Here is a 24,155-nt window from a genome sequence, read left to right as displayed (position 1 = left end):
CAAAATTAAGAACCAGGCCGTATGGCTTGGTTCTTAATTTAATGACAATTGGGTTTCACCCCTTCTCCTTTTTGAATAAATCCAATGTTTCCTTTAGTTTTTGAGGAATGGGAATACCCATTTTATAAGCGTTTTCCAAGATACTAATTGCCTCATTAGCACAATAGAAAAGAATTGTAGCAGCTTCCAAAATTCCATTGGCCGTGAGAAAATAAGTATCGAAGATATTACTTAGGGATATAAGCGCATAAATAATCACCTTCCCAGCAATGCCTTTTGCTCCAATAGCGCTTGAAATTCGCCCCATCTTTATAGCCACGCAAACCCCTGTTATGTAATCTAATATTGTCAAGACAATCAGGGCATGTAAGATTTTTAAATTTTCATTGCCAAAAAGGAAAATCAAAGCACTGTTCAAGTTCTCCATAATATCTATTCCCTCTGAATTTATATTCTTTATGGTATCCATCTTCTTTTTATAGAGGACATGCGTTGCTTATTCGTAAATCAACAATCTTCTGAAAATAGAGCTACTGTCTTTATACAACCTCAAAATACAATCTCAAAAAGGCATTTTTGTAAATTTACAATGTCACAGTTTACTTTTTTTAAAAGGGTTGTCTCTCTTATGTATGCCTAGAGCTCAATGGCAAAACAAATTATATAGGGAGTGTATATCATGGCTAATCATACCTGCGATACCCTGTCTTATGTGATCGATGGAAAAACCATTCGACTGAGTTTTATCAAAACGACAGTTAGCAATATCAAGGTTTTGAGCTTCTCTCGGAAGTATGGCAAAGAGACACTGAAAACCGTCAGCGGTTCTGGAGAATATGGTATTAACGCAAGTTGGTTCGCAAACGGCGGTGATAATCATATCATGAATCTTGCGTTTCAGAATGGCGTTCGACAGGGCTATTTCCTCTCAGAGGACAAGGTGCCTACAAGCGGCGACCTGAAGTTGGACGGCTATACCAATACAACCGGCAGTAGTGTAATTTACTGCAAGAGTGGCAAAGCTTATTACTCTGCAAACGTTACTTCATCCACGGACTCTAAAATTCGGAACTGCACCTGGGTTCAGGGCGGTCTCGGTCTATTCCTCGGTCATTCCGACTGGAGAGAAATGTTTACCAGCGAAGGCAACGGTTCCTTGTATATTAGCGGAACTGCGGAGCGTTCTGCCCTCGCTGTCAAGACGGATACCAACATGGCCTATCTCATGGCAACATCTGATAAGGTTACCGTTGAGCAGTTCAGAACAGCTATCATGCGAACTTTCGGGCTTACTGACGGAGCGGGAAATCCTAACAATCCGTATGCGCGCGCTATCATGCTTGATGGTGGCGGTTCTACACAGCTGCTGGGCAGCTCTGTAAGTATTTCGTCTTCTCGTCTGATTCCGCAGATGCTTGCTCTGGTTAACAAAAACTAAAAAATATAAAAGAGGGTGCCGCAGGACATTCTGCGGCACCCTCTTTTATGATCTTCTTACTCCCTCCAAATGCATCCCATTTTGGAAGGGGGTTGCCTTAATATTATCAAATCGTTCAAAATACTGATTTCCTGCGGCAGTAGTCCGTTGTTAAAGATTCTTTCAAATGCGGCTCGTCTGATTTTTCTACCGCATTCTCTAGGCTGAATCAAGGCGAATTTGAATTCAACAAATACATATTGAGGAGCTGTTCAAATTCTTCGCTGTCAGGTGTATAATCTGTGTTATCAATTCCTAAAAGTTCTCGTTTATTTCCATTGACACGAAAAATCATTGTGTCAGCATAAGGAAGTTCTTTCCATTTTATTGTGCTATCCTCTGAAATGTAAGACAACTCCGTTACTACCTGATAAACCTCAAGTGAAACACCTTTAAATTTTTCATTATAGACCAATTCAATTTTAGATGGTCGCCCTTCCAGATATTGCTCTTCATCAACTACGGCTCTTCGTTTAAGCTCTGACCATGAGGCATGCTGAGCGGCTTCTTGGACTTCCTGCGGTAATGAGTCAGTAGATTCCCAGCAGCAAAAATACCAAGCAGAAATAATAATGGCAACCAATGCAAGTCCCAAAAATCCTTTTTTCCTTTTTTTCATATTGCCTCCTAAATAGTGCTGTACAAATTGGAATACATCATACATACTAGGAAAAACGTTGAGCACCATCAAACAAGGACACTGTATCCGATTTTTTTGTCCGCTTTTTTTGCCTCCCCCTTCGTTTCAGACTTCCATATAGCAAAAAGCCAGCCGGAAATCTTGAATCTTTCCGGCTGGCCTTGCGTACCTATTGATAGGTGAAAAAGTCTGCTATCAAGCAACAGACCTCATTATTACAGTCTATACCCCAATACCAATAATACACACCGCTCTTCCTAATCGTCACCAGTGCGGCGGTCAATTCTCCGTCCTCGGAGTTTCCGACAGCACATCGGAATACTTCATCTTCTGTATCATCAAAATCCAGCAGATTATCGGCACGGGCATATCTGGGAAGGGCACAGATAGCGTGAAAAACATCTGCATCCATAAAACCTGTTCTGCAATCTTCTACTACATAACGAAATGGTGGTCTGCGTTTATGTTCCAGGTCATAGACCGTCTTTGCCGGTACAAAGGTCACCGGGGTGTTGTTGCGAAATCGGATGCCGGCAAAGGCCAAGAAGCAATCGTCGCTACTGCCTGCCATATAGACCTCTACAGAATAAATTCCCGGTTTTACAGTGACTGCCAATGCTTTGCGCGCAAAATCCTCGGCCCGATACCTGACCAACGGATCTGCAATCATGATCTGCCCGGAGCGCAGTTTCAGTAGGCCAATATCTTTTCGTGTGATATGATATATCCCGTGCGAATTTGTCAACAGAGCGCCGTCCACCTTGTGAATTGCAACCAAATTGTCGATCCATTCCTTGTTCAAGTTGAACCCCTCTCATTACGCTGGCAATCAGAAACGATATAATTGACAGTCTATTCTGATGCAGCCGCTTCTACTAGTCGGATCTGGTGCGGTTTTCCATCGTTCAGTCTCTCAAATGGAGCCAAACCAAGTTCGATTGTCTGAGGAAATGGATTTGTTACCTCGACTACTCCTTGCCTCACGCCGTCAATTTCAATGTCAAACAGTGATGAAGCCATATTGCTCTCCAAAACAACGCATCTCCATTCTGCCACAAAAAATGCCGCATGATCTGCCTTATAACCCATATCAAATTTGGATATATTTATCTTGCTCTGGATTAGTGAAGCAAGAGACCAATTGTGCGGTGTAGTCATTTTAGCCCGAGTTTTGTAAATCTGTCAAGCCTTGGTTCGCTCATCATTGCAGCGTGGGCGCAATGTAATGACTGCGAATTTTGCCTTGGTGGAAATTAGAGGATGTACCTCTATTCTCCCCTGCTGAGGGCGGTTTTTCTACTCGTTTACAGCACCTATTGCTTTCAATACAATGGGGTACCGTACCCATAAATCTCATAGTGTCCTATGGCATACTGGCGTTCCCTGCAGGCATTGCCTGAGTTGCCTTCTACAGTGTAGACGATCCCGCCCTCCACCTTTTCCACGATGCCCACATGGTCTGCCGCTCCGTCCTGGCCTTCGTCCTCATCGTCCCAGTCGAAAAAAATCAGGTCGCCGGGGCGCGGCTCATAGCTGCCGTCCTGCCACAGCCCTCTCTCCCGGAACCACTGGATGCCGATGGAGCAGCTTGCGAACTTGGGGATCACGCCAGCGTCCAGATAGCCGCACTCATTGGCGCACCAGGAAACAAAGCAGGCGCACCAGTCCACCCGACTCTCAAAGCCATACCAGGACCAATAGGGCTGACCGCCTACATTGCCGAGCTGGGAGAGGGCCACCGTTACGATCTCCCCATCACCTGTGCCAATGCCGTATAGAACAGCACTCCACATACCGTTGCTTTCTTCAGCCAGTAACTCCGCAAGCATCTCTCGCTGGTCAGCGGTAAAATTGTAGATGTCCGCCATTTCATCCGTGGTTTTGTGGGTCACGGTAATATAAAGGGTCGTGGCCGTTACCTCGACTTCTTCCACAATGATATTGCCCTTTCCATCATCAGTTTCCACGGTTTGGGTGGTGGTTGCCGTTTCTGTCCGGTGGCTGATCTCGTTCATGGCCCAAAATATCTCTTTCAGGAGTTCTTTTTTCCCATCATCCATCGTAGCGACTTCCTGGGGATTGTCCGGGTCGGTGGTAGTTTTCACGGCATAGACGGCCAACACTTCGGGCCAGACAGCACGGGAGCCGGACAGTTCCAGGCGGTCATGGGCGGCGTTGCTCTCGATTTCTTCCAGCTTGCTCTCGTATTCCAAGTTGATCTCCCGGACAACGGTGGGCATGGTCTGGCCCGTGCCGCTGTCCTCACCAGAAAAGAAGATGCCAAAGGGAGAGGCGGCGATCAGGCCAATCAAGCAGATCACCACAATGGCAAGGATGGCAACCCATCCTCCAGCGGCGATAGCGGTCACCAGCGCCTTAATGGACGCAAGCAGGGCCTTTGCCGCAGCGGATGCGCCTTTTGCAGCGGCTTTTGCGGTGGTGGCGGTGGCCTTTCCTGTGACGCGGGCGGCCTGGGCGGCCGCTCTCGCGGCTCTGGCTGTGGCCTGCGCCGTCTTTGCCGTATGGTCTGCTGTCTTGATGGCGGTTTTCGCCGTGCGTGGAGCAGTCTTGGCGGTATGCTGGGCAGTTTTTATCGTTCGCTGGGCGCGCTTGATGGTGTTCTTCGTACTTATGCCGGTGTCCTTCGCCATAGCCTGGGCGGGCTGCTTTGCCGTTTTTACGGAGAGTTCCGCCTGCCGGGGCACTTGTGTGGCGTTTGAGGTCTTGATCCGCGATGGCTGGTCAGACTGAACAGCCCGATCTCTAATTTGCCGTTTCCGCTTGGCCTGCTTCTTGGCAAAGGCCCGACCTCTCTCCACATAAGGGCTTGTGGTATCCGTTGGGCGCTCTATGCCGGCCTGGGTGGGTGGGCGCTCCGCCATGCGCTTATGCTGCGGAAGGCGCTGGTGTTCTGGGGCCGTCCCTCCGTTTCGCTGCGGAGTATGCCCATCTGGGGCTATACCCTGGGCCGGTCTAGGGGCGTGGGACTGTTCAGCGGGGGCCGTATTCTCTTGACGCTTTTCTGCCGCCCACTTCTCCCGCTGGCGCTGAAACAGCTTCCGGCCCTGCCGCACCGCCGTTTTCGCGCCGGACGCGGCCACATTTGCCGCATCGTGGGCAAGGTCATCGGCGGCAAGCTCTGTCTTGTCCACGGCATACTCATTGGGCGTGGCCTGCCGGTCATCCATCAGGGCCTCCGCGTTCTTTTTAGAACGGATGAAGGCGCTTTTCATGCGCTGGCCTGCAACAGCGGACTTGTCCAGTACCTTAATGTCTTTACCCTTTTCACGGGTTTTAATTTTGCTTTTGCTCATGGCATCGCACCAACCCGTCTTTTCATCCAGCGGTGTTTCCGTTCTGCGGGGGCCACATAGTAGTCCCTGCGGCGCTGGCCCGTCCACGCCCGACCTCCGGCTATGCCGTCAAAAGTGAACCCAGCGGCCCGCAGAGACGCCCCCGTTTCCGACGCCAGCGTATAGGTGATGATACGATCATAGCCCATGACAAACCCGATGCGACAGCAGGCACCGTAGAGCTTGGAACAGGCGTTGCCTGTCCCGTCTGTGCAGCAGCGCAAAATCTCAAGCGTCAGGCCATCATCCAAATACCGGGCAACGGGACGGCCACAAATGGCGACGCCGCACAGACGGTCCCCATCATAGCAGGCCACGGCAAATTTTCCGCCCACGGGTGGGATGCTGTGCCGGTGATACCGGCCCACATAGTCCCTTGCGGTCCGCAGGTGGCAGGGTTTGATGTTCAGCGGCAATTTACACACCTCCTTTGTCCATAAGAAGGGGGCGGGCGTCAAGCCCGTCCCCCGGAAAAGCGGCCCTCACCGGGCTTGGTGGTCATCAAGCGGTACAGCTCCGTGTTGTGCGGAAAATGATTGACGAAAGGCACCAGGGCAGAACCGTATTTAATCAGGCCGCACCCGGCGTCTGCATTGGTGATATAGCTCATCTGCTCCTCGGAGATATTCAGCAGATGGGCCAGTTTCTCCCGGTCGCCCGCCGCCTGATTGAGCATGACGATGAACTCGGAGTTACTGAGCATGGTGCTGGCCTGTACGGAGTCCAGAAGATACTCCACATTCTGGGTAATGGCGGTGGGGTAGGCGTTACGCTTGCGGAACTGCCGCCACGCGGAGTTGAAAAAGGCGGCGGAAAACTCGTTTTCAAACATCACATGGAACTCGTCGATAAAGACATGGGTGCGCCTACCCTTCTTCCAGTTCAGGGTGACGCGGTTGAGCATGGTGTCGGTGATGACCAAGTGGCCGATGGGTTTCAACTGTTCGCCCAGGCCGTGGATGTCGAACACCACCACCCGCTTGTCCAGGTCCACGGTGCTGTCGTGGCCGAAGATGTCCAGGGAGCCGGTAGTGAACAGCTCCAGCGCCAGGGCGATCTCCCGCGCTTCCGCCTCCGGCTGTTCCATCAGCTTTTCACGGAGAGCGGCGAGGGTGGGAACTGTACTCTTCTGCTCCGCTTCTTCATACAAGTCCCCCGTACAGCGGTCAATGATGGACTTCTGCTTGGCCCCCACGCCCTTGGGGTCGATGCGCTCCACCAGGGACATGATGAACTGAGACTTCACCACAATGGGGTTGTTTTCGCCGTAGCCGTCCACCATATACATGGCGTTGAGCCGGTCTTTCCCACCAGCGGCCACCCGGATCACAGCGCCCAGACCGTCCATAGCTTCAATGAGAGGGGCATACTCACCCTCCGGGTCCGCAATCAGAATGTCATCATCCGTATTGAGAATGAGGAACACAATTTCCTCTTTCACACTGAACGACTTGCCGGAGCCGGGAACGCCCAGCCGGAAGGAGGACTGATTGAGCAGATTGGCCTTGTTGCACATGATAAGGTTGTGGGAAATGGCGTTCTCCCCGAAGTAGATGCCGCCCCGGTCCATGATCTCCTGCACCTTGAAGGGCATGAACACGGCCAGACTCTCGGTGGTCAGGGTGCGGAAGGCGTTGATCTTCCGGGTGCCGATAGGCAGGACGGTGTTCAGACCGTCAATCTGCTGGTATTTCAACACCGCCAGCTGGCACCGCCCGGACAGGGAGCGTATCTTCTCTGTGTCGGTATCAAGCTGCTGCTTGGTGTCGGCGGTGATAACCAGAGTGAGGACGGCCTGCATCATCCGCTGGTCGCGGGTGGTCAGGTCGGCCAAAAACTCCTTGCTCTCCCTGCGCTGTAATTCCATATCGTAGGGGACGATGGCGGAGAAGTTGTTGTTCTGATTTTGCCGGCGCTGCCAGTTCGTGATATTCGTCTCTACCCCCAGCAGACGGTTCTCCACCTCCCGCACAGCCTCGTCCGTGGGCACATTGAGGATGTCGATGGACAACATCATATTGCGGTCCAGGTCGGTCAGGTTCGTCACGATCTCGTCCTGGATATAGTTGGCGTAGTCCTTCAGGAACAGCACCCGGCAATAGCGGCCGCCCAGCTTCAAATAGTCGCTGTGCTTCTCAATTCCGTCCGGGCAGATGTAGTCCTTGAAGTCGTGGCCCTTCCGGGCCATATCCGCCATATCAAAATGAAAATTACCCTCGTCTCCGGCCCGGTAGAAGTCGTGGAGGATACGGAGCCGGTCCGTGGTGTCCAGCTCCACGCACTTGGAGCCGAGGGCGGCGAAGCGGGCGGCCAAATCGGCTCCGATGCGGGTGAAGTAGGCGCGGGCGTCCTCAATATCCCGCTTGTAGACTGTGATGGTGACATACTTCTCCTGAGTGATGCCGTTGGCCCCGGTCGCCTTGTCCATGAGCATTTGATTGTACTCCCTGCGGTACTTGTCCAGTCCGTCCTCCCGCATGGGCATAAGGACAGACTGCTCAAAATCCGCCTGGCTTTGACGGCGGTTGCAGATGGTGAGCTTGGTGGTAGCGGCGCAATCCAGGCTGTTCAGCAGTTCCGAGTAGACCCGAAACATGGTTTCTTTATCCTCCTGACCGGCCACCTTGTAATTGATGTCGGTGAAGCGGTAGGTCTTGGAGAACTTGACGCCTACCTTAAAAATGCCGTCCGGCCAGACGCATTGAATGGGGATCACATCCTGCACCCTGCGGGGGACGCGGTACGGCTCCCGGTCCTGCCGCATGATGGCCTTGATACTTTTAATCATGGCGCTTGTATTCCTCCTTTTCCCATTTATCCATGCTGGACTTCAAGAGATCATAGTAGAGGGTGGACGCTTCAAAGCGCAGTTCCCTGGGTTCCAGCACCTCCGAGCGCAGCCACGCCCAGATGAATTGCTCCGCCGCCATGCCGTGGTAGGTGAAAAAGCCCAGGGCGGCGAAGGGGGCCGCGCCCAGGACGCAGACCCAGGATACGGTTTCCGTGCCGACATAGGGTTTCAGCAGAAAGTACAGCCCTACGGCCACGGCCACTGCCAGGGCAGAAAAAATGAGCTGCCGTAAAGACAGCCCGAAAAACATACTCTCCGTGTAGTTGCGTATTTCACGGTTGATTTTGACTTCCAAAATATCCTCCTTTATCGCTCCATGCCCCGCTTCTGCCTGGGCGGTTTCTGTTGGGATAGATAGGGGATCACTTCTTCCTCCCCCTCAATGATACTGAACTGCGGACGCAGGAAGGGGTGGGTTTCGCGGCTCTGCCACAGGCAGATCATCTCTAACGCTTCCTCCCGTGTCTCCATGCTGCCCTTCTGCACCCCGTCTTTGAATAGATAAAACCGGCGCATGATCTGCTCCTTCCCCGATGCCGGTGGTTATCGCTCCCGGTCATCATGCTTTTTTGGCTCCGGCTCCCGCGCGGTTTGCCGTGCCTCGCCGGGGAGGATATAGGTCCTGCCGCCCCTGCTGACAGTGTGGGTGTCGTAGCCCACCACCTTCAGGGCCTTGCGGACTTGCAGGGCTTGTTCCTCCGGGGGCTGGCAGACACCCGCTGCCAGAAATAACTCAAATTCACCATACCACGGTTCATGTTGAAAATTGTCCATACGGAAGAAAATATCTTCTTTGATCTCCTCAATGGGCTTTTCCATCAATTCGCGGTATTCATCTTCGAAACTCATGGCTGCTCCTCCTTATCGCTCCATGTCTCGCTTCTGCCTGGGCGGTTTCTGGCGGGAGGGATAGGGGATAAATTCTTCCTCTCCCTCAATAATGCTGAACTCCGCACGCAGGAAGGGGTGGGTTTCCAATTTCTGATACTGACAGATTAGGTCAACCGCCAGCTCTCTCGTGGCGGTACTCCCTTGCTGGGTCCCGTCCTTGAATACATAAAACCGTTTCATCCAATGTGCCTCCTATAAGCCCATCATTTCCCGTACCACATGGTCGGACATTTTGACGCTGCCCACCAAAATAAGCATATTAAAGGTAATTTCGCCAATGTAGCTCCACACCATCGAGGCCGCCGCAGCGTCCGGGTCAACAACAGGCGGGGAACTGGCGAACACGGAGAAGATGATACAGGCCAGCACGATGACGGCCCCCTCCAGACACACGGCGGCGTAGCTTTTGAGAAAGCTCTTGCCCACATTCTGGCTGGGTTCCCCGGCAAAAGTAGACAGGGGGATGGGGGCCAGCGCAGCATACATATACATCTTAAAAAAGCGCCCGTAGACGCTCAAGATCATTACAAAAGACAGGACCCAAATAAGAAGCCCACCGATCAGTGTCACCGCCCACAGGGGGATGCTCTCAAAAAAGCCGCAATCCTCAACGGCTGTTACGATCTCCGCGGGCAAAACAGTGGACGATGGCGCGCCGAAGCCCGCCGCGTTCATAATGGAGGAGACCACGCCCTGGATGATGTCCAGAAGGGCCAGCATCAGCTCCATGCCATAGGTGATTAGAGCCTTTGCCAGAACAAAGCGGACAAACAGCTTCAGCGCGTGTTCCGGCTTTTTGACCTCCACAAAGCTGCCGCAGGTCTTGACCACGCCCACCACAAAAAACAGTACCAGCAGGGCGTAGCCGATGGCCTGGAGCGCGCCGTGGATGTCCTCTATCACGGCCCAGATTGCGCCGCCCTTGAAGTCCTGGGGGGATTGGGTGATAAGCTGCCAGATCTCACTCAACTTGCCGTTCCAGACCTCCAGCGCATTTTCCAGGTTTTGCACAACCCAATTATCCGACACACAAAGCACCTCCTTTCGGGGACAGGCTTTTGGAGCCTGCCCCCTGTGTTCGGATAACTTTGCATCATCAGCCGGTGATAAGGGTCAAAATCTCCTTTGCAAAGGTTATGACAATGCCGCCCGCAAGGGTGAGGAAGCCGTTGGACCGCTGGGAGGGGTCGTGGCTCTGGAGGGAGAGGCCCACCTGAACGATGCCCCAGCCCAGCAGGATCAGGCCCACCGCCCGGATCAAACCGAAAATGAACTCCGACAAATTGTTGACTACCTCCAGGGGGTCATCGGCGGCAAAGGCCGTCATGGAGCAGCAGCCCAGCAGGGCCGCAGCCATTACCAGCGTGCAGTAGCAGCGGAAGCCCTGTTTTACCTTACCGGGCATGGGGAGCCGCTTCGTTTCCTTTTTGTTGTTCAGCATTTTCTTGTTCCTCCAGTTCAATGAATTTTTGTTCCAACTCCTCCTCAGTGAGAAGAATGAAGCGATGTTTCGGCGCGTCCTGACCATCCTTTTCCGCTGTCTGCTTCAACAGCTCCTTGTCAAAGCGGATAGACACGATGCTGTGAGTATCCTCGCCGTGCCGGTATGGTTCCGCCCCGCCGTCTGTGGTGAGTTTGATATTGGGATGTTTAAGGATGTCATACTTGAGGTCCCGCACGGGCCGCTCCCCGCGAATAAAAAGAAGCGCGTACTGGTTATCCAGCATACGCACTTCATCCGGCATGAGCAGTTCTCGGCCCGTGAGCTGCCAGTTGGTGGAGTAGCTGCCGCTCCGCCCTTTGGACTGGCCGTAGGTGTTCGTATCAATGGTTTCTTTGCCCAGCAGCTTGGACACATACTCATGAGTGGATTGCTCGTTGCCGCCCATATACAGAAATTCATCGCAATTTCCCACAAGGCTCTCCCACTGCTTTTCAAAAAGGGCCTTAAGCTGGGCGAGGTTCTGGATGATGATACTCACGGAGATTTCACGGCTCCGCATGGTGGCAAGCAGTTTGTCAAACTCATCAGGCAAAGCGACATTACTGAACTCATCCATGACAAAATGGACATGGATGGGGAGCCTGCCGCCGTGTACCACGTCCGCCTGATAGTACAACTGTTGGAATAGCTGGGTGTAGAGAAGCCCCACGATGAAGTTAAAGCTGCTGTCGTTGTCCGGGATAACGGCGAAGATGGCCGTCTTTTTCTCCCCCAAACTCCACAATTCCATCTCGTCCGTCTGCGTCATGCCGGCCAGCGATTCCAGATTGAACTTCTCCAGCCGGGACACCAGCGTGATCTGGATGGACTTCAGGGTCTTGCCGCTGCCGGAGCGGTAATTGCGGTAATATTTCAGGGCGATATGCTCCGGGTCCCGCATTTCCAGGCGGTCAAAGAGTTCATCCAACGGGGATTGGTAGGTGTCATCATCCTCCCGGACCTCGCCAGCCCGGATCATTTCCATGACCATGGAGAAGTTCCGTTCTTCGGGCGGGGCTTCGTAGTGGAGATAGAACACCAGAGCCAGCAAGAGCATCTGCGCCGCCTGATCCCAGAAGGGGTCCTGTGACTGTGCGCCTTTGGGCGTGGTGTTCTTGAACAGGTTGGTCACAAGCCGCTGGATGTCGTTGTCGCTGCGGAGATAGGCAAAAGGGTTGTAGCAGTGGCTTTTCTCCATGCTGTTGAGGTCAAGCACCTTGATGTCGTAGCCGTTTGCTTCAAGCAGTCCCCCGGTGTCGCGCAAGATCTCGCCTTTGCAGTCCAGTACGATCAGGCTGGTGTTGGCGTTCATAATGTTGGGCTTGGCGTAGAACCTGGTCTTGCCCGCGCCGCTGCCTCCCACCACCAGGACATTCAGATTGCGCCGGTGTCTGCGGCCATCCAGCCCAATGGCGACATTCTGTGTGAGAATTTTGTTCGCGGTCAGCTCCTTATCCGCATATTTCCTGTTGATTCCTTTTGGATCGCCCCATCTGGCGGAGCCGTGTTCCTCCCGCCTGCGGTAGTTGCGGTCGGTGGAGAGGTAGACGCCGATCCCTAGCCCGTAGCACGACAAAAAAATGAGGACAGTTTTCAAGCTGTCCTCACACCATACAATGTGAAACGGATGGTCCAGCGCCGCCCCGCCATACTGCACCAGCCCTGCCAGTCCGCCGCCCATATAAGGGGCCAGCAGCAGGGCCAGCCAGACCACAGGGATGATGCCGCAGGCGTAGAGGATCAGGTGGGCTTTGGAGAACTTATCTTGCCTCACGGTCAGACCTCCGTTTCTCCCATTTCGTGGGCGCGTCTATGACTTTGAGAATGAGATCGTCCACATCCTCGGTGGGCTTGCCGTCCCGGAGCGCGTCGTTGCGGAAGTCAGTCAGGCCCCGCACCATAAGCCGTTGTTCGTAGTCATTCAGCGTGACTACACGCTTCTCATCGAGCATAGAGCGCCCTCCTTATCTCGCGGCGTTATCTCGGTTCTTCTGCGCCTTTTCCTGGGCGGCAAAGAGCCGGTTCATATCGGCGGAGATACTCCCGGCCACATCCCGTATGACACCCGCCTCAGCCCGGAGCGCCCTGGCGTCCATCCCGGCATAGCTCTCCGGCAGGCGTTCAAAGGAAAAGCCCTCTACCGATACGCCATTTCTTTTGCACAGCATATAAGACACGCTGTACGCCGTAAAATCGGGGCTTTCACAGGTAATCCCATCACGGTCCATGTGGGCGCGGGCAAGCTCCTGGGCCAGCCCCCGGAAGATGGTAGGGGCGTCCAACCCCTGGCGGACATAGACGGTATGCTCCTGGGGATGATAGGCCACATTGACGCCCTCCGGCAGTTCGTTGGAGATAGCAAACCGGCAGGGGGCATCGTTCATCAGGGCCTTCAGCAGCAGGCGTTCATCCCGGACCGTGGTGGGGGCGGGGCGCTGGGCGGCCCTGGTCTGGGAAATGTCAAAGACCTTCCGCACATTGTAGGACACGCCCACGCTGCCATCGTCCCGCTGGTACTCCTTACCCGGTTCCAGAATGGTGATAGCATCCGCTCCTCGCCGGACATACACGCCGTTGGCTTTCCAGCTGTCGAAGTCGGCCAGTTTGGTGGCCTCCGGGCACTGGGCCGCGATCAGGATGGCGTTGCTCACGGAGTAGAGGTCAAACCGGGCCTGCACATCCAGGTAGGCTTGGAACAGCCCGCCCTCTCTGCCCATATCCTGTACATAGCTGTCGATCATGGCGTAGACGCCCTCGCGCTCCGCCTGCTTTCGCGCCGCCCAAACCGTCTTGTCAAAGGGCTTCTCCTCCTGTTGGGTGGGCTGGCCGGTAAACAGATCATCATAGTTCGGCATACATTACCGCTCCTTCTGTTTTTTGATTTTCTTTTTCGGGGGTGCTTTGTGCTGGAGGGGCTTCTGCCGCCCAGCGTTCTCTCTGGCTTTCTCCTCCACCCGCTGCTTCTGCTCCGCCCGTATCTCCTTCAATGCCTGACGGACAGAGGGACGGGGACGCTCCAGCGGATCAGGGATACCCGGCTCGGCGGCCTCTTTGGGCTTTGAGGTAGGCTCGGACAGACGGGATTTCTCGGTCCGGCCCACGGTGGGGTTTTCGGTCCTGCCCTCCTCTCTGGCAGAGGACGCGCCCCGCGCCGCCTTCAAAAACTCATCCAGGTCCCGGTCCGGATCGTCGCGCTCCGGAACAACCGGGCCATGTTCCGGGGCCGGGGCAAGCATGGCGTCCAGAAATCCATCCATCTCCCGCTCAGTCATCGGCGCCTGGGGAGTGTCCACCCCGGCTGCCGGTTCCGCCGCAGGTGTTTCCGGGGCGTCCATCCGCCGCTCCGCCCGGCTCTGTTCGATCTCCTGCTTGACCTGGGCCATATCTACGGTGGCAAGGCCGAACCGCTCAATGATGCGGTTGATCTTGCCGGCGTCCTCCGCCCTCGCCATGATGTCGGTCAGTCCATCCGTGGCGTCCCGGTCCTTTAATACACAGTAGAGGACGCCGTACTTTTTTGCCTCCCGGCAAAAGAGCTGGAGATCGCTGTCCTTCACGGCAAACACCTTCAGCTCCTTGCCGCTGCGGAGCATATTGGTCAGACGGGCCTTGCCCGCTGTCTTTTTCTGCTCCCGCAGGATGGCATAGATCAAAACGGCAAGCTGTTTGGCCCCGGAGCCGGCCAGTCTGACCGCAACCTCACCTGTTTCCAGCGACATCCTCACGACTTGCTCCGCCGCGTCGCCTGAATAACTCATCGTTTGATTGCTCCTTTCGTTCCAGTTCCTTTTGCTTCACCAGCCGTCCCAGGTTCTCTCGGACCTGCCCGGAACGCTGGGCGATGCTGTCACATAGGACCACCTCCTTTCGCGCCGCCCTGATCCTACCGGACAGGGCGCTGATCCGCTGTTTCACCTCGCCTGCGGCCATGGCGTCACCCTGACGGCTGCGCCGTCGAAGCTCCTTTCGGAGTTCCTGCCGCTGGGCAGCCAGGGCGTTCGCCTCCATCAACGCCGTTTCCCGGTGGGTAGTCAATTCCTCAATCGTTCCAATGTGGTGTTTCCCCAAAAAGCGGGTTTCCGCGTCCAGACGGTCCAGCTTGGCGATGTCCTCCCGCAATAAAAAAGACACCCGCTTGACGGATGCCGGCTGCTTGACGATGATGTGGAGTTCATAGCAGTAACGGAAGTACAGCGCCCGCAGGCCGGTGACGTTCTTCTGGGGCTTTCCCCGCACCCGGTAATGCTGGGGCAGGTGATGGACAAGCTCCGGGAACGGGGGCTGCTTGTGAATGTTGCGTAGAATACGCGCCCTGATCTCCTCCAGCGTGTAGCCCTCACCCAGCTTGTGGAAACGGAAATAGCCCTTTGCGTCCGGTGGCTTCAATGCGGGATATTTCAGGGGCTTTCCGTCCTTCCCGTGGGTCTTGACCTGATAGCCCATTTCGTCCAGCACCCGCAGGAAGTCGCGCTCAGTAGTGGAAGCGCGGATAGCCCGGTCGATGTCGGCCCGGATAGTGCCCCGGTGGGTGGTTTTTCCATCACGCTCGGCCCGCCATTCGGCATAGTCCTTTGTCTGTCTGCCAGGGTTCTCGATCACGGAGATGGCGTATTCCCGGCACAGACGGTCCGATACCTCCCGCATCCGGGCATAGTCGGCGGGAGAGTTGTAGAACTTTTTTCCATCAACCCAGGACACGGAGTTGATGACAAAGTGGTTGTGATAGTGTCCGGTATTGCAGTGGGTCGCCACTACAACTTCAAAACGCCCGCCCCACAGCTCCTCCGCCAGCCTGACGCCGATCTCATGGGCTGTCTCCGCCGTGACCTCATCCGCTTTGAAGGACTGATACCCGTGGTAGCATACCCGGCCCCCAGACTTGCCCCACAGCCGCTTCGTTTCCATGAACTGTGCGGCAGCGGTGTCCTCCCGGCAGTTCAGGCAGGACACATAGGACCGGCGCTCCGTTTTCATCTCGTCGGCGGCATACTCCACCACATCCTCAACGGCATGAAGAGACGCCAGCTCCGGCAAACCGGCCTCAGTGGTCTTTTCCGGGTTCCGGACGTAGTCGATTACCTTGTCCACGCGCCCATGAATGGGCCAGATGGAGGTCACAGCCATATCAGTCGGAAGGCACGGTATAGGTGTCCGCGATCAGTTTCTCCACAGCCCGGTTATCCTCCAGTGCCTTGCGGAGCTGGGGCACATCCAGCAGGCCGAGGGCGTTGGCCCGCTTCATGATCTGATTCAGGTTATTCCCCACGCGCCGCACCTCCTGGATTAGCGCGGGGACGTCGGCGGGGGGAGCCTCCCTGACCTCGGCCCCGCACACAGCGCGGCGGATAAAGGCGGCGTTGGTCAAACGCGCTTTCCGCGCTTTCTTCGTCAGGTCGGAGAGTTCATCTTTGGTAAAACGCACTTCAAACCGGCAATTTCGCTTTTTCATAGGTTCCCTCATTTCTTATGGCATGAAAAAAGCACCAACTGATCGCAGTTGGTGCTTTCGTCTGGTATTTGGTTATCTGTCCATGGAGCGGCCCTTTTGCTTTTCCGCCCGCGCGATCTGTTTTTCCCAGGTCTTTGCTGTCTGGTCCCGAAGAAACTGCCGCAGGGGTTCCAATTCCTGCTCCCGATCCCATGCCTCCAGCGCCTCATAGTAACCCTTGCGGTCCTCCTCGTGGATGACGATGGGGGGATGGTCGCGCAGCACCAGAAAATAATTCATGGCCAGTCGCCCGGTGCGCCCGTTTCCATCCGCAAAGGGGTGGATGTTCTCGAACTTGGCATGGAAATAGGCTGCGGCGGTCAATGCGTTCTGCACAGGGACGTCCTGGATCTCAGAAAGCAACTCGCCCATCTCGTCCGCCACGTCCTCCGGCGCGGCGCCCACTTCCTCACGGCCCGTCACATAGTCGTGGCGCTTGTATTCGCCGGGGCGCTCCCCCAGCTGCCAGCGGCGGGTGTCATAGGTGCCGTGGGTCAACTGGAGCTGCAATTCCTTGACAAACGCCTCGTCCAGCGCCCGCCGCTCCCGGAACGCGCGGAGGAACAGTTCGTTGGCCTCTTTCGCGTTGCGGATTTCAAACAGAGTGCGCAGGTCGCCGGTATAGGAGGTCACGCCGTCATGCTCGAAAATCTCCCGCGTGTCGTGGTAGGTGATATTCTCATTTTCCAGTTTCCCGGAGTGGTAGGCGAAAGAAATGCTGTGGCCGTTCAGGGCCTCGGCCAACTCCGCATCCGTGGTGATGTGCTTGCGCTGCCATAGAGCCAGCGCCTTTTCATAGTCGGTCATGGTAGCCCTCCCTGTCTGCAAGAGTTTTCTTCATTATATCACATTTTGGGCGGACTGCATCCATGAATTTTGGCGGGGTCATAGGGGCGGCGAGCCCCTGTCAAGCGGAATCTGTACGGACAGATTCGTTGCTTGCTAAGACAATACCGCCATCCTCCGCGCCTGCGGCGCTGAAGAGTGTGCGGGCTTGGCCTCTTTGTTATCGCTCATGCTCTTTTTCGGTTCGCATGAGGGCCTTCGCCCGCTCCACTTCATCGGACATCATATAGTACCGCTCAATTTGCCAGCCGTTCTTGCCGCCGTACTCCGATGCCATATACTGTTCCAGGCGGACACAGGGATCGGAGCCATCCAGGGACGAAGCATAGATGGAATATCCGCCTATATTAGGCCGAAACGCCTTGTTGTCGCTGGACACCGCATAGGTACGGCTTTCCACGGAATACTCCTTGTCAAAGCTGGCCGGAGAGAACACAATGAAGCCGGACAAATGCTGGCGGGCACGTTCTGCTGCGCGAAAATAACTTCGCATGGTTACATAGGTCATATTGACTTCACACAGGGCCTTTTCACTCATGGAGTGACAAGCTCCTATTATGATTTTTGCGGCATCATAGGTGATGCCATTCCCCTCGACGGGCGGGAAAAAGCGGCATCATAGGTGATGCCGCTAAAAACTGTTCAGGAAGTCAAACACGGTGTTTAGGTCCTCCGCGCTGGCTTCCGCCTGCGCTGCTGGCCGGTCACGGCTGTTCTTTGCGGTTCGCTCCAATTCTTCAGATACGGTCTGACGGATCAGCTCTTTCAACACATCGGTTTGCTCTTTTGCGTTGATCCTGGCGATGATCTCCTGATTGATGGATCGGGTGTCCATGCGGTGCAGGGCTTCCCATGCCCTGCGGTCATCCTCCCGGTCAAGGTTAAATCGGAGCGAAAACCGTTTGGTATTCATTCTCTCGTCCCCCTGTGCAAAGCCTGCTCACACAGGAACTCATAGCCCTTGGCGGTGGCGCAGATATCCTCGTAGATCGTTACGCGGTCGGCGTCATAAGCCCCGAAGTTGCGGACCAGACAGCTTCCGCCGCCCAGCACATGGAGCCGCATAAGAGCGGGGTTGTACTCATGCTCCCGCAGGATGCGGAAAATCTCGCCCACATACTCTGCGGCGGTTTCCCGGATGGTGGTCAGGTAGTCCTCCCGAATATCCGCTGTGCCGAACCGCAGCACCCGGTTGATGATCGACTCGTCCACCGTGGCATGGTGGGTCCGCATAACATTCTCCCGGACGGCCAGCATACATTGATGGGTGCCATACTTCTCAGTAAACATCCGGTCCACAACAGGCTTGCGGTCGTTGATGAACATGATGTTCATGGTGCCGTTGCCAATGTCACAGAGCATATTCACGCCCTGGAAGTCCCTGATCTGGCCGGCCACTGCCGCGAAGCCCTGGGGAAACACATCCACCCCGGCGATCTCCACCCGGTAGGCTTTTCCCCGGAAGGTAAAAGCCAGTTCCCGGTTCCGCGTGAGGTAGGCTTTGAAATCCTCCCGTTGCCGGCTTACCCAGGTGAGGGGCAATCCCACTGCAAGATATACCGTGGCGTCTGTCAGGCCATATACATTCAGCTCACGGGCGATAGCGGCCAGGGTGAGGATATAGTAGTCATCGTCCCCGGTCTTGTCCGCCTTAAACTCCTTGTGGCCTGTCCCAATCAGGTAGTAGCGTCCGTCATAGACCAGCAGATCGTCTTTGAATACCGGCTCTGCGTCATGAACGGTCAGCCCCGCGGGAAAACAGCAGTTTGCAGTCTTGATGTTGCCGTAGCCATTGTCTATCCCGATGATCTTCATGCCCTGATGGTCTTTCACCGGCTCCATTCCTCCTTCCTCTTTGCCTGCCCCAACCTCCGCTGGAGCAGCAGATCGTTTACATCCTTGCCGCTGGGTGGCGGCCTGTCCAATACCTCGTATCTGTTCCCCAGGCCGGCCATGATACCCGCTGCTGCGTCCCGGCCCACCTCGTCATTGTCCAGGTGGAGGCAGAGCGTGTGGACGCCGGGGTGGTCCTGAAGGTACTGGCTGAGAGCCATGGGGATGACAAACTCCTGTTTCTGCTTGAACACCCCACCCAGGGAGAGCATGGCGTCCTGCCGCCAGTCCCGGCCCTTCATTTTCAGCAGGGTGGCGTAGCTCAATAGGTCAATAGCCGATTCAAACAGGTGGACGCTGGGTGCGGCAGGGTCCTCCGCGATGGCAAAGGAATACCGCTTGTCGCTGCCGGGGGCCTCGCCCTTGAAGTCCCCTATGATGCCCCGCAGGGCGGCGTAGCGGGGCTGGCCCTGCCGGTCCCGGCCCACGAATACGGCGTTGTGATAGGGCAGACTTTCATACAAACGCCCGGTCTGGATGCAGTAATCGATCACATCATAGTCAATACCCCGCCCATGAAGATAGTTGACCATGTGGGTGGCGCACCGGCTGGCTTGGGGGAGGACCAGCTTCCGGGGTCCCTGCTCCTTTGGCCGGGCTTGAGGTGCCGGAGACGGGAGAGAGAAGTTCGGCCCCGTCAGGGCTTCCACCGCCTCGGTAAAGGAAAAGCCCTGGACCTTGATAAGATAGTCCAGGGCCGTTTTCCCGCCGATTTTGCGGGAGAACCAGTTCCATTTTCCGTTGCTGATCTTCAAGCTGTCATGCTCACGGGTGCAGTAGGTGCTTCCGCCCACATGGACGAGCTGGTGCGGGTCATACCGCTGGAGATAGGTCAGCAGGTCCCATTCCTTGGCCTGGGCGATCTGCTCCGGGGTGACATAGCCCATCCTACCGTTCCTCCCGCTGGCCCTTTTCCTTTTCAGCCTGTATGATGGCGTTGGCACGGGCCTCGATCACATCCCGTACATCGTTCATGTGGTTAGTTTCCGCCTGCTGCCATGCCTTGTAAACATCCGCCAGCGGGGTCCGGGACCGCAATAGGGCCGCGGCCTGGGCGTCCGTCAGTTCCAGTACCTCCAACTCCATCACAATGTCCTCCCGGACCGTGAATTTGCAGGTATTGTCCAGGATCACATTGGGGGGCTGCTCCAGAAGCCATGCCTTATACTTCTGCTGCTCGGCTACCATCCGTTCATAAAGTTGGCGCATCATTTCTTTGTTGGCCATGCTGTATCACTCCTTATAAAATAGTGATAGCCGGGAGATCTCCAGATGAAAACCTCCCGGCTATGTAAAACGGCAAGGCCGCAGACACGGCCTTGCCAAAAAGGCATGTGATCATTTTATCGGGCATCCCGGCCCGGTTTCTGCCGTGGCCGCTCACTACGCAGCGCCGCCTTGTAGACGTCGTAGCCCTCGTAGTGGTAACTTGCATCCACGCCCTTCATATAAACCTCCCGGTCGTTGATTCGACTGCTCTTAAAAGGGCCTTGATTTCCAGATCCCGGACAGGGCTGCGTTCCATCGCCAGTAGATAGTCCTGCTTGTCAACCCAGCTCCAGTCAATGACCTGCCGAAGTTCCTGTTTCAGTATCGCGTCCAGCCAGAGCTGGGGGCTTCTCCCGTTCTCCTCCCGGAATGGGTGCGCCACATTCATCTCTACATATTTCTCAACGATCTCGTCAGAGGTGGATTGCGGCATCCGACCAATCTGGTCCCGTTGTTCCTCCAGTTTATTTGATCTGTTGATTGGCTAAGACATAGCGTGTTCCCCGCGCCGTACCTGTTTTGACGATTTTACCCTGCCGGATCAGCGAATTGAGCGCGTTGGTCGCGGGAAAGGCGGAGCATCCCAAAAACTGCTCCACTTCCTTACGGGTCACATGATCCCGGCTTTGAAGCAGATTTAAGATGTTTTCCTCGTATGTCAGCGCGGCGTCAAAAACAGCGGTATGAGCGTGATTACGGTTGGGCAGGGTCACGACAAAGGACGCGGGCGCGGGACTAAACACCGGCTGATCCATGCAGGAAGCGTAGCTTTCCATGATCTTCTGTATCCCGGTCCCATAGCTTTCAATCAGGTCCAGACGGTAGAAGATATTGGCGATCACCATGTTCCGGGGCTGGGAGGCCCCACTCTGAATGTCCTGGAGTGTCAGTCCCTTGACCAGCCCACCCAGGGAGATAAATTCCATGCGGTCATCGTAGATGTTGATGATGATACTGCCGGAATAATCATAGTCCCGATGGACAACGGCGTTCAGCAGCGCCTCTCTCAACGCGGCCTCCGGGTAGTCCAGATTGTCGATCCGCCGCAGCCCCTCAAATGTGGAGTGCAGGCCGTTATTCAGCTGCAAAAATTCATAGGTGTCATCCACCTGCTTCAAAATGGAACCGGAGAACTCCTTGCGCGTCTTGAACTTGTTTTTCCCCGTCCCCTCGTAGACGGCGCAGCGGATGATATGGCCGCATTGGTCTGAGAGCAGCAGGGCGGTATTGGTGTAGTAGCCGTCCCCGTCGATCAGTCCCAGTGTATGCTTGTGGACTTCATCAAACTCCAGCCTGGATTTGGAAAAAAAGTCCTGGGCGTACTGAAAGGTCAACTCCTGATTGGTGGAGCGCATTTTGTCAAAGGCTGTCCCATCACTGTCTCTTATCATCTCGCGGATGGCCTCATCCGTGGCCGGGACGGAGGAAACTCCGTGCCGTACAAAAACACCTGACGGTTTCAGCCCCTTGTCGATCAGGTGGTAAGGCCGCTTCAAGCCGCGGGACACTGTGACATGGATCAATGCCTTACCGCCCTCCATGACCTTTTCAATGGCGGTGTAGGCGGTCAGGTCCGGCTTGATGCCATCCCGGATCATGTTGCCGATCCGCTCCATCTCCGCCTCGGCGTTTTCTACGCCCGTGATGCTGCCGTCCTTCGCAACGCCGACAAATATCTCGCCGCCGTCCGTATTGGCAAAGGCGATGATCTCTTTTTTGAAATCTGCATTGACCTGTTCCTTTAATTCCAGCACAGCACTTTCCTCGTACCGCATGGATGTATCACCTCCAAAGATTTATTATCCGGCATTATCTCGATTATCTAAATTATATCGCGATTTTCACGCGATTACAAGGGAAATCGGCAGCCGGGAGAATTTGAATATCCCCCAGCTGTGCAATCACTATGACGCCCTGTTACTTGCCATGCGAAGACCGTAGGCCCGTATGGGTGCTTTCTCAGGAGGGTAGCCACCAGCACGTTGGTGTTGAACACAGCGTAGTAGTTCACTCTCACTTCTTCTGTTCCTCTCTGGCCGCTCTGATCTCCGCATTGATCTCAGCCAGGGCGGTTCTGGTGTGTCGGACGATTCCCAGCGCAGGCTTTCAATGGCCTTTTGAGCATCCGGTCTGGTCATTTCCAGGGCTTCGTAAATCGCCGCGCAGTCCTCCTGGAGTTGACGGTCTGACCGGGATTGGTTCATCACCTGATCGCTCATAACGCCCTCCATATCAAATCATCTGGTAATCCGCTTCACTGGCAGGTACAGCTTCTCACTCTCGCTCTATTCGCAGATACTTCTCCCGGAGATACCATGCCTGTTCCGAGCTGATGACTTGGTTAACCTCCGCGTTGTTGATGTCCGTCTGCAAATTACAGTAGTCGCAGTCCCAGCGCAGGTCCTCTTCGCCCCGATCCAGCCGGTCCCAGGCCGCCTGCATCTGCGCGATGGACTCCCGCAGAAAGTCAGGCAGGCCGCACTCCAGATAACTCCTGTCAGCTGGCAGGCCGGTATCGTGTTCGGGCTGCCCCATCATATCCTGTTGCTCCATCTCTTATCTTGTCCTTTCTGCTTTGCTTTTTTATTGTATCGGTACGCCGGATACTTGTTAACCGGCCCCGTCCTGCGCTCCGCTTGTATGGATCGGCTCGCCCTCGTACTCGCTGAGTTCCGTATAGGAAGCGGAAGTGTCACCTGTGATCCGCCGCAGATAGTCGGTCCCACCGTCCACGGCCACACTCCGGCAACTGCACCACCACAGGTCGTGTCGGGTGCGGGAAACGATTACCTCCCCGCAGCGGTTACATCGGACCTGATTGACACGGATTTTCCGCATATCCACACCTCCTGTCACGGACAGGATACCATACGCCGTCTGTGTGCGCAAAGGTGCGGATATGTAAGCGGCACGATGATGTGCCGCTGCGCGGTCAGCGTTCCCGGTCGGGGTTGCCGCGGGCGGGGGCTGTGACTTCATCCCCCACATCTCCATCCACGATCTCGTTCTCCCGTTTGTCCATGTTCAGCAGGATGTTCAACTCGTCCAGACGGGCGGATTTTGTTTTCAGTTCGTCCTCATGGGGGAAGGGCTTATCCACCTCCAGTTTGGCATTTTCGAGTTGTAGTTTGGTATTTTCAAGTTGTTCCTTGCAGGCGCGCATCCGATCTTCCATACCATCCAGCAGATGATCTAGTCGAAGAATATTGCCAAAAATGTCGGAGCCGATGGGCGCGGTGAGGTGAGTTGTTCCTTTCAGAGTGATTTGGAACTCTCTCTTAAAAGAATCAAAGGACAAGTCCATAGTAAAGCCCCGGTACTGGCCCAAAGGGACAGGATCGGGGCTGGTCATGGCTTTGCAGGCGGCGAGGATAGCGCTGCCCGCGGCTTTCTTGTCGGTGTAGACGGTCCCCTCCACCTCCATGGGGGAGAAGCCGTCCTTGTTGGGATGGGTGTTCTCTTTCAGCCGGTCCATATCGGAAAGATAATCCTCAATATACTGCTCAAACCGTGCGATCTGCTGGGGCAGTTCTTTGATGATCTGGTCCTCCAGGGCATACCGCTGGCTGAGGTGGTTGGCCTTCAGGAGCCGAAGCCGCTGCACGTCAATGTCCAAGTCCATCTTCTCCTTGATGTGGGGATTGCCGGTGCAGAGGGCCTTGATCTCCGCGTAGGACAGGGCGGTTTCGTCTATATCCTCGCAGGACCGGACTGGGGATTTGCTGGTCATGATCTGCCCGATGAACTTCTGCTTGCCCTCCACCAGCTGATAGAGATAGCTGTCAAAGGTGTTCTCGGTGACATAGGTGTAGATGTCCACCTCGTCATTCTCGTTGCCCTGCCGGATGATCCGGCCCTCCCGCTGCTGAAGGTCGGAGGGCCGCCAGGATAGCGATAGGTAAGGTCTGAGCGGCGCGTCAGCGCCGCTTTCCACCTTTTCCCCCGCTTCACACCGTGCGTGCGA

Annotated in this window: 28 protein-coding genes and 2 pseudogenes; 1 reads left to right on the top strand and 29 read right to left on the bottom strand. The window is 55.3% G+C overall.

Features of this window, described 5'->3' with window-relative positions; translation table 11 throughout:
* Positions 1 to 55: 55 nt before the first annotated feature.
* Complete coding sequence (locus tag Q0Z71_RS08350) at positions 56 to 427, bottom strand: holin family protein (protein ID WP_298020797.1); 372 nt, start codon at positions 425 to 427, stop codon at positions 56 to 58.
* Positions 428 to 679: 252 nt separating this feature from the next.
* Between Q0Z71_RS08350 and Q0Z71_RS08345 the strand changes: the two genes are divergently transcribed.
* Positions 680 to 1,438, top strand: coding sequence for a phosphodiester glycosidase family protein (locus Q0Z71_RS08345; protein WP_298020794.1), 759 nt, complete (start codon positions 680 to 682; stop codon positions 1,436 to 1,438).
* A 208-nt stretch (positions 1,439 to 1,646) separates the two neighbouring features.
* On the opposite strand, the gene Q0Z71_RS08340 is transcribed toward Q0Z71_RS08345, so the two are convergent.
* The 28 genes and pseudogenes from Q0Z71_RS08340 to Q0Z71_RS08205 all read right to left on the bottom strand — a co-directional run.
* Positions 1,647 to 2,096, bottom strand: coding sequence for a hypothetical protein (locus Q0Z71_RS08340; protein WP_298020791.1), 450 nt, complete (start codon positions 2,094 to 2,096; stop codon positions 1,647 to 1,649).
* A 190-nt stretch (positions 2,097 to 2,286) separates the two neighbouring features.
* Positions 2,287 to 2,919, bottom strand: a complete 633-nt coding sequence (locus Q0Z71_RS08335; protein ID WP_298020787.1) for a DUF4241 domain-containing protein — start codon at positions 2,917 to 2,919, stop codon at positions 2,287 to 2,289.
* Between the two features lie 520 nt (positions 2,920 to 3,439).
* Positions 3,440 to 5,431: a CHAP domain-containing protein gene (locus tag Q0Z71_RS08330; RefSeq protein ID WP_298020784.1), complete on the bottom strand. Its 1,992-nt coding sequence runs from the start codon at positions 5,429 to 5,431 to the stop codon at positions 3,440 to 3,442.
* Complete coding sequence (locus tag Q0Z71_RS08325) at positions 5,428 to 5,886, bottom strand: XF1762 family protein (RefSeq protein WP_256264299.1); 459 nt, start codon at positions 5,884 to 5,886, stop codon at positions 5,428 to 5,430. The genes Q0Z71_RS08330 and Q0Z71_RS08325 overlap by 4 nt, the downstream gene beginning before the upstream one ends.
* A gap of 38 nt (positions 5,887 to 5,924) precedes the next feature.
* Positions 5,925 to 8,258 carry a VirB4-like conjugal transfer ATPase, CD1110 family gene (locus Q0Z71_RS08320; RefSeq protein ID WP_298020781.1) on the bottom strand — a complete coding sequence of 778 codons (2,334 nt, stop codon included), beginning with the start codon at positions 8,256 to 8,258 and terminating at the stop codon, positions 5,925 to 5,927.
* Positions 8,251 to 8,616 carry a PrgI family protein gene (locus tag Q0Z71_RS08315; RefSeq protein ID WP_256264301.1) on the bottom strand — a complete coding sequence of 122 codons (366 nt, stop codon included), beginning with the start codon at positions 8,614 to 8,616 and terminating at the stop codon, positions 8,251 to 8,253. The genes Q0Z71_RS08320 and Q0Z71_RS08315 overlap by 8 nt, the downstream gene beginning before the upstream one ends.
* 11 nt (positions 8,617 to 8,627) lie before the next feature.
* The gene (locus Q0Z71_RS08310; protein WP_256264302.1) at positions 8,628 to 8,837 is read right to left on the bottom strand and encodes a hypothetical protein; all 210 of its coding nucleotides are present in this window, start codon (positions 8,835 to 8,837) and stop codon (positions 8,628 to 8,630) included.
* A 27-nt stretch (positions 8,838 to 8,864) separates the two neighbouring features.
* Positions 8,865 to 9,170 (bottom strand): hypothetical protein, encoded by a 306-nt coding sequence (locus Q0Z71_RS08305; protein WP_256264303.1) that lies wholly within the window; start codon positions 9,168 to 9,170, stop codon positions 8,865 to 8,867.
* Positions 9,171 to 9,182: 12 nt separating this feature from the next.
* Positions 9,183 to 9,392: a hypothetical protein gene (locus tag Q0Z71_RS08300; RefSeq protein WP_256264304.1), complete on the bottom strand. Its 210-nt coding sequence runs from the start codon at positions 9,390 to 9,392 to the stop codon at positions 9,183 to 9,185.
* 12 nt (positions 9,393 to 9,404) lie between these two features.
* Positions 9,405 to 10,241 (bottom strand): hypothetical protein, encoded by an 837-nt coding sequence (locus Q0Z71_RS08295; RefSeq protein ID WP_298020777.1) that lies wholly within the window; start codon positions 10,239 to 10,241, stop codon positions 9,405 to 9,407.
* A gap of 67 nt (positions 10,242 to 10,308) precedes the next feature.
* Positions 10,309 to 10,653 (bottom strand): glutamyl-tRNA amidotransferase, encoded by a 345-nt coding sequence (locus tag Q0Z71_RS08290; RefSeq protein ID WP_298020774.1) that lies wholly within the window; start codon positions 10,651 to 10,653, stop codon positions 10,309 to 10,311.
* Complete coding sequence (locus tag Q0Z71_RS08285) at positions 10,607 to 12,469, bottom strand: VirD4-like conjugal transfer protein, CD1115 family (protein ID WP_298020772.1); 1,863 nt, start codon at positions 12,467 to 12,469, stop codon at positions 10,607 to 10,609. Before Q0Z71_RS08285 ends, Q0Z71_RS08290 begins: the two co-directional genes overlap by 47 nt.
* Entirely contained in the window at positions 12,456 to 12,647 is a 192-nt protein-coding gene (locus tag Q0Z71_RS08280; RefSeq protein ID WP_298020769.1) for a hypothetical protein, read from the bottom strand. Before Q0Z71_RS08280 ends, Q0Z71_RS08285 begins: the two co-directional genes overlap by 14 nt.
* Positions 12,648 to 12,659: 12 nt before the next feature.
* A complete protein-coding gene (locus tag Q0Z71_RS08275) occupies positions 12,660 to 13,550 on the bottom strand; it encodes a hypothetical protein (protein WP_298020765.1) in 891 nt (296 codons plus the stop codon).
* A 3-nt stretch (positions 13,551 to 13,553) separates the two neighbouring features.
* Positions 13,554 to 14,453: a PcfB family protein gene (locus tag Q0Z71_RS08270; RefSeq protein WP_256264310.1), complete on the bottom strand. Its 900-nt coding sequence runs from the start codon at positions 14,451 to 14,453 to the stop codon at positions 13,554 to 13,556.
* On the bottom strand, positions 14,395 to 15,783 hold the full coding sequence (locus tag Q0Z71_RS08265) for a relaxase/mobilization nuclease domain-containing protein (protein WP_298020762.1): 1,389 nt from the start codon (positions 15,781 to 15,783) through the stop codon (positions 14,395 to 14,397). The genes Q0Z71_RS08270 and Q0Z71_RS08265 overlap by 59 nt, the downstream gene beginning before the upstream one ends.
* Positions 15,784 to 15,820: 37 nt before the next feature.
* On the bottom strand, positions 15,821 to 16,144 hold the full coding sequence (mobC, locus tag Q0Z71_RS08260) for a plasmid mobilization protein (protein WP_256264312.1): 324 nt from the start codon (positions 16,142 to 16,144) through the stop codon (positions 15,821 to 15,823).
* 72 nt (positions 16,145 to 16,216) lie between these two features.
* Positions 16,217 to 16,990: a Fic family protein gene (locus Q0Z71_RS08255; protein ID WP_256264313.1), complete on the bottom strand. Its 774-nt coding sequence runs from the start codon at positions 16,988 to 16,990 to the stop codon at positions 16,217 to 16,219.
* 199 nt (positions 16,991 to 17,189) lie between these two features.
* Positions 17,190 to 17,567, bottom strand: coding sequence for a hypothetical protein (locus Q0Z71_RS08250; RefSeq protein ID WP_298020756.1), 378 nt, complete (start codon positions 17,565 to 17,567; stop codon positions 17,190 to 17,192).
* A 93-nt stretch (positions 17,568 to 17,660) separates the two neighbouring features.
* Positions 17,661 to 17,942, bottom strand: a complete 282-nt coding sequence (locus tag Q0Z71_RS08245; protein ID WP_256264315.1) for a hypothetical protein — start codon at positions 17,940 to 17,942, stop codon at positions 17,661 to 17,663.
* The gene (locus Q0Z71_RS08240) at positions 17,939 to 18,871 is read right to left on the bottom strand and encodes a ParM/StbA family protein (RefSeq protein WP_298020751.1); all 933 of its coding nucleotides are present in this window, start codon (positions 18,869 to 18,871) and stop codon (positions 17,939 to 17,941) included. Before Q0Z71_RS08240 ends, Q0Z71_RS08245 begins: the two co-directional genes overlap by 4 nt.
* Positions 18,859 to 19,809, bottom strand: a complete 951-nt coding sequence (locus Q0Z71_RS08235) for a DUF3991 and TOPRIM domain-containing protein (RefSeq protein ID WP_298020748.1) — start codon at positions 19,807 to 19,809, stop codon at positions 18,859 to 18,861. Before Q0Z71_RS08235 ends, Q0Z71_RS08240 begins: the two co-directional genes overlap by 13 nt.
* Before the next feature lies 1 nt (position 19,810).
* Positions 19,811 to 20,149, bottom strand: a complete 339-nt coding sequence (locus Q0Z71_RS08230; RefSeq protein ID WP_256264318.1) for a DUF3848 domain-containing protein — start codon at positions 20,147 to 20,149, stop codon at positions 19,811 to 19,813.
* A gap of 116 nt (positions 20,150 to 20,265) precedes the next feature.
* Positions 20,266 to 20,627, bottom strand: a pseudogene (locus tag Q0Z71_RS08225) (hypothetical protein); the annotation flags it as partial.
* A 28-nt stretch (positions 20,628 to 20,655) separates the two neighbouring features.
* Positions 20,656 to 21,966 (bottom strand): ATP-binding protein, encoded by a 1,311-nt coding sequence (locus tag Q0Z71_RS08220; protein ID WP_256264319.1) that lies wholly within the window; start codon positions 21,964 to 21,966, stop codon positions 20,656 to 20,658.
* 499 nt (positions 21,967 to 22,465) lie between these two features.
* Positions 22,466 to 22,744, bottom strand: coding sequence for a hypothetical protein (locus Q0Z71_RS08215; RefSeq protein ID WP_256264320.1), 279 nt, complete (start codon positions 22,742 to 22,744; stop codon positions 22,466 to 22,468).
* A 57-nt stretch (positions 22,745 to 22,801) separates the two neighbouring features.
* Positions 22,802 to 23,029 (bottom strand): hypothetical protein, encoded by a 228-nt coding sequence (locus tag Q0Z71_RS08210; protein WP_287827342.1) that lies wholly within the window; start codon positions 23,027 to 23,029, stop codon positions 22,802 to 22,804.
* 94 nt (positions 23,030 to 23,123) lie between these two features.
* Positions 23,124 to 24,155, bottom strand: a pseudogene (locus tag Q0Z71_RS08205) (helicase); the annotation flags it as partial.

This window comes from uncultured Dysosmobacter sp., assembly GCF_947631635.1.
In the GTDB taxonomy this organism is placed as follows: domain Bacteria; phylum Bacillota; class Clostridia; order Oscillospirales; family Oscillospiraceae; genus Oscillibacter.
Note: the sequence above shows the minus strand (reverse complement) of the source record. Positions and strands in the feature narration are given on the sequence as shown.

Bases quoted from the DNA above. Each gene is read 5' to 3' on its own strand.
- Q0Z71_RS08345 (WP_298020794.1), top strand. From the start codon at position 680: ATGGCTAATCATACCTGCGATACCCTGTCTTATGTGATCGATGGAAAA.
- Q0Z71_RS08250 (WP_298020756.1), bottom strand. From the start codon at position 17,567: ATGAGTGAAAAGGCCCTGTGTGAAGTCAATATGACCTATGTAACCATG.
- Q0Z71_RS08340 (WP_298020791.1), bottom strand. From the start codon at position 2,096: ATGAAAAAAAGGAAAAAAGGATTTTTGGGACTTGCATTGGTTGCCATT.
- Q0Z71_RS08220 (WP_256264319.1), bottom strand. From the start codon at position 21,966: ATGCGGTACGAGGAAAGTGCTGTGCTGGAATTAAAGGAACAGGTCAAT.
- Q0Z71_RS08320 (WP_298020781.1), bottom strand. From the start codon at position 8,258: ATGATTAAAAGTATCAAGGCCATCATGCGGCAGGACCGGGAGCCGTAC.
- Q0Z71_RS08280 (WP_298020769.1), bottom strand. From the start codon at position 12,647: ATGCTCGATGAGAAGCGTGTAGTCACGCTGAATGACTACGAACAACGG.
- Q0Z71_RS08330 (WP_298020784.1), bottom strand. From the start codon at position 5,431: ATGAGCAAAAGCAAAATTAAAACCCGTGAAAAGGGTAAAGACATTAAG.
- Q0Z71_RS08215 (WP_256264320.1), bottom strand. From the start codon at position 22,744: ATGGAGCAACAGGATATGATGGGGCAGCCCGAACACGATACCGGCCTG.
- Q0Z71_RS08270 (WP_256264310.1), bottom strand. From the start codon at position 14,453: ATGAGTTATTCAGGCGACGCGGCGGAGCAAGTCGTGAGGATGTCGCTG.
- Q0Z71_RS08235 (WP_298020748.1), bottom strand. From the start codon at position 19,809: ATGGGCTATGTCACCCCGGAGCAGATCGCCCAGGCCAAGGAATGGGAC.
- Q0Z71_RS08305 (WP_256264303.1), bottom strand. From the start codon at position 9,170: ATGAGTTTCGAAGATGAATACCGCGAATTGATGGAAAAGCCCATTGAG.
- mobC (WP_256264312.1), bottom strand. From the start codon at position 16,144: ATGAAAAAGCGAAATTGCCGGTTTGAAGTGCGTTTTACCAAAGATGAA.
- Q0Z71_RS08275 (WP_298020765.1), bottom strand. From the start codon at position 13,550: ATGCCGAACTATGATGATCTGTTTACCGGCCAGCCCACCCAACAGGAG.
- Q0Z71_RS08310 (WP_256264302.1), bottom strand. From the start codon at position 8,837: ATGCGCCGGTTTTATCTATTCAAAGACGGGGTGCAGAAGGGCAGCATG.
- Q0Z71_RS08290 (WP_298020774.1), bottom strand. From the start codon at position 10,653: ATGCTGAACAACAAAAAGGAAACGAAGCGGCTCCCCATGCCCGGTAAG.
- Q0Z71_RS08240 (WP_298020751.1), bottom strand. From the start codon at position 18,871: ATGGAGCCGGTGAAAGACCATCAGGGCATGAAGATCATCGGGATAGAC.
- Q0Z71_RS08245 (WP_256264315.1), bottom strand. From the start codon at position 17,942: ATGAATACCAAACGGTTTTCGCTCCGATTTAACCTTGACCGGGAGGAT.
- Q0Z71_RS08230 (WP_256264318.1), bottom strand. From the start codon at position 20,149: ATGGCCAACAAAGAAATGATGCGCCAACTTTATGAACGGATGGTAGCC.
- Q0Z71_RS08350 (WP_298020797.1), bottom strand. From the start codon at position 427: ATGGAGAACTTGAACAGTGCTTTGATTTTCCTTTTTGGCAATGAAAAT.
- Q0Z71_RS08255 (WP_256264313.1), bottom strand. From the start codon at position 16,990: ATGACCGACTATGAAAAGGCGCTGGCTCTATGGCAGCGCAAGCACATC.
- Q0Z71_RS08210 (WP_287827342.1), bottom strand. From the start codon at position 23,029: ATGCGGAAAATCCGTGTCAATCAGGTCCGATGTAACCGCTGCGGGGAG.
- Q0Z71_RS08300 (WP_256264304.1), bottom strand. From the start codon at position 9,392: ATGAAACGGTTTTATGTATTCAAGGACGGGACCCAGCAAGGGAGTACC.